The organism is Xanthomonas boreopolis, from assembly GCF_046529185.1.
Classification (GTDB): Bacteria; Pseudomonadota; Gammaproteobacteria; order Xanthomonadales; family Xanthomonadaceae; genus Pseudomonas_S; species Pseudomonas_S boreopolis.
This window is the reverse complement of sequence record NZ_CP097162.1, coordinates 1,899,670-1,911,358: the sequence shown is the minus strand read 5'-3', so window position 1 is coordinate 1,911,358 and position 11,689 is coordinate 1,899,670. Positions and strand designations below refer to the sequence as shown.

At 69.1% G+C, this 11,689-nt stretch carries 6 protein-coding genes; 4 read left to right on the top strand and 2 right to left on the bottom strand.

The features are described from left to right. Nucleotides 1-57 precede the first annotated feature (57 nt). Entirely contained in the window at nucleotides 58-5,052 is a 4,995-nt protein-coding gene (locus tag M3M27_RS08365; RefSeq protein ID WP_434027753.1) for an NAD-glutamate dehydrogenase, read from the bottom strand. A gap of 98 nt (nucleotides 5,053-5,150) precedes the next feature. Between M3M27_RS08365 and M3M27_RS08360 the strand changes: the two genes are divergently transcribed. Genes M3M27_RS08360 through M3M27_RS08345 form a run of 4 tightly spaced genes read left to right on the top strand, consistent with a single transcriptional unit; the run spans nucleotide 5,151 to nucleotide 10,407 of the window. Continuing rightward, entirely contained in the window at nucleotides 5,151-5,327 is a 177-nt protein-coding gene (locus tag M3M27_RS08360; protein ID WP_434027752.1) for a hypothetical protein, read from the top strand. Nucleotides 5,328-5,349: 22 nt separating this feature from the next. Next, nucleotides 5,350-5,985, top strand: coding sequence for a TetR/AcrR family transcriptional regulator (locus tag M3M27_RS08355; protein WP_434027751.1), 636 nt, complete (start codon nucleotides 5,350-5,352; stop codon nucleotides 5,983-5,985). Nucleotides 5,986-6,000: 15 nt separating this feature from the next. Beyond that, entirely contained in the window at nucleotides 6,001-7,224 is a 1,224-nt protein-coding gene (locus tag M3M27_RS08350) for an efflux RND transporter periplasmic adaptor subunit (RefSeq protein WP_434027750.1), read from the top strand. 12 nt (nucleotides 7,225-7,236) lie between these two features. Beyond that, the gene (locus M3M27_RS08345) at nucleotides 7,237-10,407 is read left to right on the top strand and encodes a multidrug efflux RND transporter permease subunit (RefSeq protein ID WP_434027749.1); all 3,171 of its coding nucleotides are present in this window, start codon (nucleotides 7,237-7,239) and stop codon (nucleotides 10,405-10,407) included. Between the two features lie 225 nt (nucleotides 10,408-10,632). On the opposite strand, the gene M3M27_RS08340 is transcribed toward M3M27_RS08345, so the two are convergent. Then, the gene (locus M3M27_RS08340) at nucleotides 10,633-11,616 is read right to left on the bottom strand and encodes a LacI family DNA-binding transcriptional regulator (protein WP_434027748.1); all 984 of its coding nucleotides are present in this window, start codon (nucleotides 11,614-11,616) and stop codon (nucleotides 10,633-10,635) included. Nucleotides 11,617-11,689 lie beyond the last annotated feature (73 nt).

Below are 11,689 nucleotides of genomic sequence, written 5' to 3'. Positions count from 1 at the left end.
GACTTTTGGGTCGGGCCCGCAACGCGGGCCCGACCACGGGGCTACACCCCGTGCCCGCTACACCCCGTGCGCCGCCAACTGGCCCAGGCGCTGCACGGCCACCGACACCGTCGGGTAGTCCAGCGTCTTCTGCTCGGCCAGCTCCTGCAGCATCGACAGGGTGAAGCGCAGGCTGGTGTCGTCGCGGGAAATCCACTGCGCCACCTTTTCCTCGGCCGTGCCGCCCGGCATCGACAGCACCTGCCCGGCCAGCGTGCGATGGTGCGCGGCCAGCTCGTCGCGCAGCACGCCCCGCGCCACCGCATGCCAGCGCCCGTTCACTTCCAGCGCGTCGATCTGCTCGAACAACCACGGCAGCCGCAGCGCGTCGCCCAGGCGGAAGTGCACCTTCGACACTTCCACCGGCTTGAGCTTGCGGGTCCGCGCCAGCTCGATGATGTCGAAGGCCGGCTCCAGGAACTGCAGCTCCGACAGCTGCTGCGCCAGCGCCGCCGGCAGGCCCTTGTCCTGCCACTGCTGGACCAGCGCCTCGTACTGCGGGCGCTGCGCGTCCGGCAGCACGCCGGAAGCCACGCGGATGTCGTTGAACGGACCGTGGTAGCGCTCCACCGCCGCGGTGATCGCCGGCATCGCGCCCGGGCGGAACAGCAGCCAGCGCACGAACGAGCGCTGCAGCTTCCAGATCACCTCCAGCGCATCGATCTGCACCGACTCGGGCACCTTGCCGTCGAGCGCGTCGATCTGGGTCCACAGCGCGCGCGCGTCCAGCGTCTCGCGGCTGATCGTGTAGGCCTTGGCCACCTCGGCGATGCTGCGGCCGGTGTCCTCCTGCATCCGCATCAGGAAGGTCGCACCCATGCGGTTGATCGTCGTGTTGGTCACCGCTGTGGCGATGATCTCGCGCTTCAGGCGGTGCCGCTCCATCGCGTCGGCGTACTTCTTCTGCAGCGGCTGCGGGAAGTAGCGCTGCAGTTCCTTGGACAGGTACGGGTCCTCGGGGATGTCCGATTCCAGCAGCTGCTGGAACGCGACCAGCTTGGAGTACGACAGCAGCACCGCCAGCTCCGGACGGGTCAGGCCCAGGCCGCGCGCCTTGCGCGCCGACAGCTCGGCGTCGCTCGGCAGGAACTCGATCTGGCGATCGAGCAGGCCCTGCTTCTCCAGCGTGCGGATGAAGTGCTGCTTGGAGCCCAGGCGCTTGACGCTCATCCGCTCCATCAGGCTCAGCGCCTGGTTCTGGCGGATGTTGTCCCACAGCACCAGCTCGGCGACCTCGTCGGTCATCGAGGCCAGCAGCTTGTTGCGCGCCTCGAAGCTCAGCTTCTTGGCCTGCACCACGTCGTTGAGCAGGATCTTGATGTTCACCTCGTGGTCGGAGGTGTCCACGCCGGCCGAGTTGTCGATGAAGTCGGTGTTGAGCAGCACGCCGTTCTGCGCGGCCTCGATGCGGCCGAGCTGGGTCAGGCCCAGGTTGCCGCCCTCGCCCACGATCTTGCAGCGCAGCTCGCCGCCGTTGACGCGCAGCGCGTTGTTGGCGCGGTCGCCGACGTCGGCATGGGTCTCGCTCGACGCCTTGACGTAGGTGCCGATGCCGCCGTTCCAGAACAGGTCCACCGGCGCCTTCAGGATGGCGCTCATCAGTTCGTTGGGCGACAGGCTCTTGACCGAGGCGTCGAGCCCCAGCGCCTCGCGCACCTGCGGGGTGATCTCGATCGACTTGAGCGTGCGCGCGTGGACGCCGCCGCCCTTGCTGATCAGCTTGGCGTCGTAGTCGGCCCAGCTGGAGCGCGGCAGCTTGAACAGGCGCTCGCGCTCGGCGAACGAGGCGGCCGCGTCCGGGTTGGGGTCGAGGAAGATGTGGCGGTGGTCGAACGCGGCCACCAGGCGGATGTGCCGCGACAGCAGCATGCCGTTGCCGAACACGTCGCCGGACATGTCGCCGATGCCGACGCAGGTGAAGTCCTGGCTCTGGCAATCGCGGCCGAGCGCGCGGAAGTGGCGCTTGACCGATTCCCAGGCGCCGCGCGCGGTGATGCCCATGCCCTTGTGGTCGTAGCCGACCGAACCGCCCGAGGCGAACGCGTCGCCCAGCCAGAAGCCGTGTTCCAGCGCCAGGCCGTTGGCGATGTCGGAGAAGGTCGCGGTGCCCTTGTCGGCGGCGACCACCAGGTACGGGTCGTCCTGGTCGTGGCGCACCACCTGCGGCGGCGGCACGATCTTTCCGCCGACGATGTTGTCGGTGATGTCGAGCAGGCCCTGGATGAACAGCTTGTAGCAGGCGATGCCCTCGGCCTGCACCGCATCGCGGTCGCCGCCGACCGGCGGGCGCTTGACGAAGAAGCCGCCCTTGGCGCCGACCGGCACGATCACGGTGTTCTTCACCATCTGCGCCTTGACCAGGCCCAGCACCTCGGTGCGGAAGTCCTCGCGGCGGTCCGACCAGCGCAGGCCGCCGCGCGCGACCGCGCCGAAGCGCAGGTGCACGCCTTCTACGCGCGGGCCGTAGACGAAGATCTCGCGGTACGGGCGCGGTTTGGGCAGGTCGGGGACCAGCGCCGAGTCGAACTTGAAGCTGATGCAGTGGCCGACCTGGCCGTCCTTGCCGGTCTGGTAGTAGCTGGTGCGCAGGGTCGCGTCGATCACGCCGATGAAGCTGCGCAGGATGCGGTCCTCGTCGAGGCTGGAGACGCGGTCCATCAACTTGAGCAACGCGGCGCGGGTGGCGTCCATCTGCGCCTGGCGGTCGCTGCCGCGGGCGGCGATCACCGGTTCCAGCGCCTTCAGCGTGGCCTCGTCGCCCCCGGCCAGCGCTTCGAGCTGGCTGCGGAAGCGGGCCTGGCCCTCGGCGATCTGGGTCTTGCTCTCGTTGCCGGTGGCCGGGTCGAAGCGGGCTTCGAACAGCTCGACCAGCAGCCGCGCCAGCAACGGATAGTGCGCGAAGGTGGCCTCCACGTAGCTCTGCGAGAACGGCACGCCGGTCTGCAGCAGGTACTTGCAGTAGCCGCGCAGCAGCGCGACCTGCCGCCAGTGCAGGCCGGCGGCCAGGATCAGGCGGTTGAACGCATCGTTCTCGGCATCGCCGTGCCAGACCCGCGAGAAGGCCTCGCCGAAGGCGGCGTCCACGCTCGCGGCGTCGATCGCGCCCGCGGTGGACTCGACCTCGAAGTCCTGGATGTAGACCGGCGCGTCGTCGACCTGCAGCCGGTAGGGGCGCTCGGAGATCACCCGCAGGCCGAGGTTCTCCATCATCGGCAGCGCGTCGGACAGCGGGATGTCGTCGAGCTGGCGGTACAGCTTCAGGCGCAGCCCGGACATGTTCGGGCGCTGCACCGCCTGCAGGCTCAGGTGCAGGTCGTCGGGGCCGGCCAGCGAGGCCAGGTGCTCGACGTCGGTGGCCGCGGCCTCGGCGGAGGAGTCCTCGATGTAGCCGGCCGGCAGCGCGCGGCCGTAGCGCGCGGCCAGGCGCAGGCCCTCGCCCTCGCCGTGGCGCGCGACCAGGGTCTCGCGCAGGTCGTCCTGCCAGTTGCGCAGCAGGTGCGCCAAGCGCTTCTCCAGGTCGCTGGTGTCGAACTCCAGCGCCTCGCCGCTCTTCGGCCGCACGATCAGGTGCAACTGGGCCAGCGGCGACTCGCCCAGCACCACGCTGGAATCGACGTGCTCGCCGTGCAGCGCGTCCTTCAGCAGCGCCTCGATGCGCAGGCGCACGTCGGTGTTGAAGCGGTCGCGCGGGATGTAGACCAGCGTGGAGATGAAGCGGCCGTACTTGTCGCGGCGCAGGAACAGGCGGCTGCGCACCCGCTCCTGCAGGCCGAGGATGCCCATCGCGGTGGCGAACAGCTCTTCCTCGTTGGACTGGAACAGCTCCTCGCGCGGCAGGGTCTCCAGGATGTGGCGCAGGGCCTTGCCGCTGTGGCTGGTCGGCGACAGGCCGGACTTGGCCATCACGTACTCGTAGCGCTGGCGCACCAGCGGGATCTCCCACGGGCGGCGGTTGTACGCGCCGGAGGTGAACATGCCCAGGAAGCGCTGTTCGGCGACGATGCGGCCCTTGGCGTCGAATTCCAGCACGCCGATGTAGTCCATGTAGCCGTTGCGGTGGATGCGCGAACGGGCGTTGGTCTTGGTCAGGATCACGCCGTCGCGGAAGCCGGTGCTGGCGTTGATGCCGTGCGCGGCGAGCGTGGCGACCGGGCGCGCCGGCGACTTGTCGCGGCCGCGCAGCAGGCCCAGCCCGCTCTTCTCCTCGGCCACCAGCATCTCGCTGCCGCCCTGCTTCTCGACCCGGTACTCGCGGTAGCCGAAGAAGGTGAAGTGGTCCGCCGCGGCCCAGCGCAGGAACTCCTGCGCCTCGCGGCGGGCGGTGTCGTCGACCGGCAGCCGGCGCGTGCTCAGGTCGTCGGCCAGCGCGACCATCTTCTCGCGCATCGCGCTCCAGTCCTTGACCACCTGGCGCACCTCGGCCAGCGCGGCGCGCACGGCGTCCTCGATGCGCTTCATCTCGTCGGCCGGCTGGCGATCGATCTCCAGCACCATCAGCGACTCGGACTTGCCCTCGCCGATCGCGGTGAGCTTGCCGGCGCGGTCGCGGGTGAAGCGCAGCACCGGGTGGCCGAGCACGTGCACGCCGACGCCGAGCTCGGCCAGGGTCATGCTGACCGTGTCGACCAGGAACGGCATGTCGTCGTTGGCGATCTGCAATACGGTGTGCGGCGATTCCCAGCCGTTGGCCTTGCGGGTCGGGTTGAAGACGCGGATGCTGGCCGTCTCGGCCTTGCGCGCCCGCGCGAACTCCAGCGTGTCCGCCGCCAGCGCGGCCCATTCCTCGGCGCCGTGGTGCGGATACTCGTCCTCCTGCATGCGCCGGTAGAAATCGGCGGCGAACGCCAGCGCCTCGGCCTGCCTGGAGGCGGGATAGCGCTTGCGCAGCGCTTCGAAGATGGGCTCCAGGCTGAAGGCCTGGGTTCCGGTACCGGACGGCGACTGGGCTTTCTTGCGGGTCGTCCTTGTGGAAGAAGCTTGGGTCGATTTCGAAGCGGCTTTCTTGGGTTTCATGACGAAGCTGGCGGATGCCGAGGATATAAAGCGGAGAATTGTAGCGATGCGCCATGACGCTGCCTTGCTGCACAGCGCAAACGCGCCCGTGCGTTGCGATGGCGTTCAAGCGGCGCCGGGCGCGTCGACGCGGGGCTCACGCGGCGTTCGCCGCCGTTTTCGCACACTCGGCGCGCTTCGTTGCCGCCATGATCCGCAAAGCCGGGCCCGCCGCCGCCGGCCCGGCCGCGCGGCGCACGAACATCCAGCAGCGTCAAGGGCTTCTGAAAAACTAAACTGGACGGTATAGTCCACGCGATGACCGCCTCCACCGCCCTCCACCTGCCCTCCGACGAGCGCGACCGCCGGGTCCGCGAGGCGGTCCACGCGCTGCTGGCCGAACAGGGCATGCGGCTGAGCATGGACGCGGTGGCGGCACGCGCCGGCTGCGCCAAGCAGACCCTGTACGCGCGCTACGGCAGCAAGCAGAACCTCCTGCGGCAGGTGATGCAGGAGTACACCGACCTGATCACGGCGCACCTGGTCGCCGACGGCCCCGACCTGCGCGCCGGCCTGCTGGCCTTCGCCCGGGAGCACCTGGACCAGCTCAACCGCCCCGAGACGATCCGCATCAGCCAGCTGATCGAGGCGGAATCGTCCCGTTTCCCGGAACAGGCCCGGCGGATCTACCGCGACGGCGTGGCCGGGCTGCAGCACCGCCTGGCCGACTGGCTGCGGGCGGCCATGGACCGCGGCCAGTTGAGCAGTCATGACGATCCGCACTTCATGGCCGAGCTACTTCTCGGCATGATCGTCGGCCTGGATTTCGAACGCCGGCGTTTCCACATGCCCCATCGCGCTACCGCCAGGGAGCGGCAGCGATGGGCTGAATTCGCGGTAGACAGCTTCCTGCGCACCTTCTCCGCCAGCGATTTTCCCCATTCAAACCTGTAAACGGAGTTTCTCCCGATGATTGCCCCGCTCCGCACCCTAGCCCTGGCCTGCGCCATCTCGGCGGCCGTCGCCGCCTGCGGCAAGCAGGAACAGCAGATGCCGCCCCCGCCGGAGGTCAGCGTGGTCAACGCCCAGCCGCAGACCCTGCCGCTGCAGCGCGAGCTGGTGGGCCGCCTGTCCGCCTACCGCTCGGCCGACGTGCGCGCCCGCGTGGCGGGCGTCCTGCAGAAGCGCCTGTACACCGAAGGCACCGACGTCAAGGAAGGCCAGGTGCTGTTCCAGATCGACCCGGCGCCGCTGCAGGCCTCGCTGTCGCAGGCGCAGGGCGAGCTGGCCTCGGCCGAGGCGACCTACTTCAACGCCAAGGCCGCCGCCGACCGTGCCCGCCGCCTGATCCCGCAGCAGTACGTCTCGCAGTCCGACCTGGATGCCGCCGAGGCGACCGAGCGCAGCTCGTCCGCGGCCGTGCAGCAGGCCCGCGCCGCGGTGCAGACAGCCCGCATCAACCTCGGCTACGCCAGCGTCACCGCGCCGATCGGGGGCCGCGCCGGCAAGCAGCAGGTCACCGAGGGCGCGCTGGTCGGCCAGGGCGACGTGACCTTGCTGACCACCATCGACCAGATCGACCCGCTGTACGTCAATTTCTCGATGAACAGCGAGGAGCTGTCGCAGCTGCGCGCCGCGCAGAACCAGGGCAGCCTGCAGCTGAGCGGCGACGGCAAGTCCACCATCGACGTCCTGCTCGGCGACGGCAGCACCTATCCGCACAGCGGCACGCTGGACTTCTCCTCGGTCACGGTCGACCCGAGCACCGGCTCGGTGTCGCTGCGCGCGACGCTGCCCAACCCCGAGCATGCGCTGCTGCCGGGCGCGTTCGTATCGTTCAAGGCCAACCTGGGCCAGCGCAACAACGCCTACCTGGTCCCGCAGGCGGCGATCCAGCGCGATGCGGCCGGCGCCTATGCGCTGGTGGTCGGCAAGGACGGCAAGGTCGCGCGCAAGAACGTGACCATCGACAGCCAGCAGCAGGGCCAGTGGGTGGTGACCGGCGGCCTCGCCACCGGCGACCAGGTCATCGTCGAAGGCCTGCAGAAGGCCAAGGAAGGACAGCCCGCCAAGGCGGTGCCGTACAACCCGAACGCCAAGGGCGGCCAGAACGGCCAGGCTCCCGGCCAAGGCCAGCCAGGCCAGGGCCAGCAGGGCCAGGGCCAGGCCGCCGCTCCGTCCGAGAAGAAGTAACAGGATCCCGCCATGCCAAAATTCTTCATCGACCATCCGGTCTTCGCCTGGGTGGTGGCGATCCTGATCTCGCTCAGCGGCGTGATCGCGATCCTCAACCTCGGCGTCGAGTCGTACCCCTCGATCGCGCCGCCGCAGGTCACCGTCACCGCGACCTACCCCGGCGCCAGCGCCGAGACCACCGAGAAGTCGGTCACCCAGGTGATCGAGCAGCAGCTGACCGGCATCGACCACCTGCTGTACTTCAACTCGTCCTCGTCCTCCAACGGCCAGGCCTCGATCACGCTGACCTTCGAGACCGGCACCAACCCGGACATCGCCCAGGTGCAGGTGCAGAACAAGGTCTCGCTGGCCACGCCGCGCCTGCCGACCGAGGTCACCCAGCAGGGCGTGGTGGTGGCCAAGGCCAATGCCGGCTTCCTGATGGTGGTCGGCCTGCGCTCGGACAATCCCTCGATCACGCGCGACGACCTCAACGACATCGTCGGCGCGCGCGTGCTTGAGCAGATATCGCGCGTGCCCGGCGTGGGCAGCACCCAGCAGTTCGGCGCCGAGTACGCCATGAACATCTGGCTCAACCCGGAGAAGCTGCAGGGCTACCACCTGTCGGCCAGCCAGGTCTACAGCGCCATCGGCGCCCAGAACGTGCAGTTCGCCGCCGGCTCGGTCGGCGCCGACCCGGCACCCGACGGCCAGGGCTTCACCGCGACCGTCTCGGCCGAAGGCCGGTTCTCCTCGCCCGAGGAGTTCGAGAACATCATCCTGCGCAGCGACGCCAACGGCGCCACCGTGCGCCTGAAGGACGTCGGCCGCGTCTCGCTGGGCGCGAACAGCTACGGCGTTGACACGCAGTACAACGGCCAGCCCATGGGCGCGTTCGCGATCCAGCTGCTGCCGGGGGCCAACGCGCTGAACGTGGCCGCGGCCGTCGAGGCCAAGATGAACGAGCTGCAGGCCAGCTTCCCGCAGGGCGTGAGCTGGTTCGTGCCCTACGACAGCACCTCGTTCGTGAAGATCTCGATCGAGGAAGTGGTCAAGACCCTGGCCGAGGCCATCGTGCTGGTGTTCCTGGTGATGCTGGTGTTCCTGCAGAACTTCCGCGCCACCATCATCCCGACCCTGGTGATCCCGGTGGCGCTGCTCGGCACCTTCCTGGGCATGTGGGTGATCGGCTTCACCATCAACCAGCTGACCCTGTTCGCGATGGTGCTGGCGATCGGCATCGTGGTCGACGACGCGATCGTGGTGATCGAGAACGTCGAGCGCATCATGACCGAGGAGCACCTGTCGCCGCGGGCCGCCACGGTCAAGGCGATGACGCAGATCACCGGCGCGGTGGTGGCGATCACCGTGGTGCTGGCGGCGGTGTTCATCCCCTCGGCGATGCAGCCCGGCGCGGCCGGCGCGATCTACAAGCAGTTCGCGCTGACGATCGCGATGTCGATGGCGTTCTCGGCGTTCCTGGCGCTGAGCTTCACCCCGGCGCTGTGCGCGGCCTTCCTCAAGTCCACGCACGGCCAGAAGAAGAACTGGGTGTTCCGCACCTTCGACAAGTACTACGACAAGGTGTCCAACCGCTACGTGCGGGTGGTGGGCAACACGCTCAACCGCGCGCCGCGCTGGATGGTGCTGTTCGTGGTGCTGGTGGCGCTGTGCGGCTTCCTGTTCACGCGCATGCCCGGCAGCTTCCTGCCCGAGGAAGACCAGGGCTTCGCGCTGGCGATCGTGCAGTTGCCGCCGGGCGCGACCAAGACCCGCACCAACGAGGTGTTCGCGCAGATGCGCGGCATCCTGCAGCAGCAGGACGCGGTGGAAGGCATGCTGCAGGTGGCCGGCTTCAGCTTCCTGGGCTCCGGCGAGAACGTCGGCATGGCGTTCATCCGGCTCAAGCCCTGGGACGAGCGCAAGATCACCGCCGAGCAGCTCATCCAGCAGTTGAACGGGATGTTCTACGGGATCAAGGGCGCGCAGATCTTCGCGGTCAACCTGCCGACCGTGCAGGGCCTGGGCCAGTTCGGCGGCTTCGACATGTGGCTGCAGGACCGTTCCGGCGCAGGGCATGACGCGTTGACCCAGGCGCGCAACATCCTGCTCGGCCAGGCCGCGCAGCGGCAGGACACGCTGGTGGGCGTGCGCCCGAACGGCCTGGAGAACTCGCCGCAGCTGCAACTGCACGTCGATCGCGTCGCCGCGCAGGCGATGGGCCTTTCGGTCAGCGACATCTACAGCGCCATCCAGCTGATGCTGGCGCCGACGTACGTCAACGACTTCTTCTACGAAGGCCGCATCAAGCGCGTGAACGTGCGCGCCGACGAGGCCTACCGCACCGGGCCGGAATCGCTGCGCAGCTTCTACGTGCCCAGCAGCTCCGCCACCGATGCCGACGGCCAGGCGTCGATGATCCCGCTGAGCAACGTGGTCAAGGCCGAGTGGATCTACGCCTCGCCCTCGCTGACCCGCTACAACGGCTACTCGGCGGTCAACATCGTCGGCAACGCCGCGCCGGGGCGCAGCTCCGGCCAGGCGATGCAGGCGATGGAGGACATCGTCACCAACGACCTGCCGCCGGGCTTCGGCTTCGACTGGAGCGGCATGTCCTACCAGGAAATCATCGCCGGCAACGCGGCCACGCTGCTGCTGGTGCTGTCGGTGGTGGTGGTGTTCCTCTGCCTGGCGGCGCTGTACGAGAGCTGGTCGATCCCGGTCGCGGTGCTGCTGGTGGTGCCGATCGGCGTGCTCGGCGCGGTGGCGTTCTCGCTGCTGCGCGGCCTGCCGAACGACCTGTACTTCAAGATCGGCATGATCACGGTGATCGGCCTGGCGGCCAAGAACGCGATCCTGATCGTGGAGTTCGCGGTCGAGCAGCGTGCGGCGGGCAAGACCCTGCGCGAGGCGGCGATCGAGGCGGCGCACCTGCGCTTCCGCCCGATCCTGATGACCTCGTTCGCGTTCATCCTGGGCGTGCTGCCGCTGGCGATCTCCACCGGTGCCGGCGCCAACGCGCGCCACTCGATCGGTACCGGCGTGATCGGCGGCATGCTGTTCGCCACCGTGCTCGGCGTGATCTTCATCCCGCTGTTCTTCGTGACGGTGCGGCGCATGCTGGGCGACAAGCTGGACGAGCAATCGAAGGAGTTCATCGAAGCCCGCAAGGAAGCCGCCGAGGCGCGGCCGGATCGCTGATCCGTCCGCTCCGCGCGCGCAAGAAGCCCCGGCCATGCCGGGGCTTCTTGTTTGCGGCGCCGGTTTCGGCGCCGCCGCGAAGATGGAGGGTGCGCGGGAGCGGCCTCTGTGGGAGCGGCTTCAGCCGCGATGAGGCTTTATCGGTGAAGCCTCATCGCGGCTGAAGCCGCTCCCACAAAAACCGGCGCCATGTGGCCGGAAACCAGCGCCATGCGGCCGGCGCGTTCAGCGCGACGCGGTCGACCCGCGCACCACGCAGCGGCCGGTCATCACCAGCCGGCGCACCGGCAACTGCGGCGTGCGCATGCGTTCCAGCAACAACGACATCGCGGCCCGCCCCATGTCCTCGACCGGCTGCTCGACCACGGTGATGCCCGGCTCGACCAGGTCGGTCCAGCGCTCGTTGTCGAAACCCGCCAGCGCCAGTTCGCGCGGGATCGCCAGTCCCGCGGCGCGTACCGCCTTCAGCGCGCCCATCAGCAGCAGGCTGTTGCTGGCGACGATCGCCTCCGGACGCGCCGGATCGGCCAGCCACCTTCCGGTCGTGGCGATGGCCGCCTCGGCGGTCGGCTCGATTTCCCGGTAGTCCGGCTCCAGCCCGTGCGTGCGCATCGCCGCCAGGTAGCCGTCGCGGCGCTCGGCGGCGGTGGTGCTGGTACTGCCGAACAGCCCGCCGATGCGGCGATAGCCGCGTTCGACCAGGTGCTCGACCAGCCCGGCCATCGCGGCCGGGTTGTCGAGCACCACGCTGTCGTGCGGGCCGCCGGGCGCGGCGCGGTCCACCAGTACGGTCGGATAGTCCAGCGGCAGCCGGTCCAGGCGCCCGACCGTGGTCCGGGTCGGCGCGAAGATCAGCCCGCTGATCCGCTCCTCCTGCATCAGCTGCAGGTAGAGCGCCTCGCGCTCGGGATCCTCGTCGGTATTGCACAAGGTGACGCGCAGGCCCTCGCGGTAGGCCACCTCCTCCACCGCCCGGATCAGCGCGGTGAAGAACGGATTGCGGATGTCGGCCACGATCAGCCCGACGATGCCGCTCTGGCGCGAACGCAACCGCCGCGCCTGCAGGTTGAGGCGATAGCCGGTCTGGCGGATCGCCGCCTCGACCCGGGCGCGCACTTCCTCGCTGACCGGCCCGCCGCCGATCACGCGCGAGACCGTGGACTTGGAGACGCCGGCCACGCGGGCCACGTCGTTGATGCTGATGCTCACTGGAAACGTTCCCGGAAAATATCCCACATCCCGGCCGAAATGCCGGCCACCGGCATGCTAACGCCAAATAACC

Excerpts from the sequence above, each read along its gene's own strand:
- M3M27_RS08360 (WP_434027752.1), top strand. The coding sequence starts at position 5,151 with ATGGCGTTCAAGCGGCGCCGGGCGCGTCGACGCGGGGCTCACGCGGCG.
- M3M27_RS08365 (WP_434027753.1), bottom strand. The coding sequence starts at position 5,052 with ATGAAACCCAAGAAAGCCGCTTCGAAATCGACCCAAGCTTCTTCCACA.
- M3M27_RS08345 (WP_434027749.1), top strand. The coding sequence starts at position 7,237 with ATGCCAAAATTCTTCATCGACCATCCGGTCTTCGCCTGGGTGGTGGCG.
- M3M27_RS08350 (WP_434027750.1), top strand. The coding sequence starts at position 6,001 with ATGATTGCCCCGCTCCGCACCCTAGCCCTGGCCTGCGCCATCTCGGCG.
- M3M27_RS08355 (WP_434027751.1), top strand. The coding sequence starts at position 5,350 with ATGACCGCCTCCACCGCCCTCCACCTGCCCTCCGACGAGCGCGACCGC.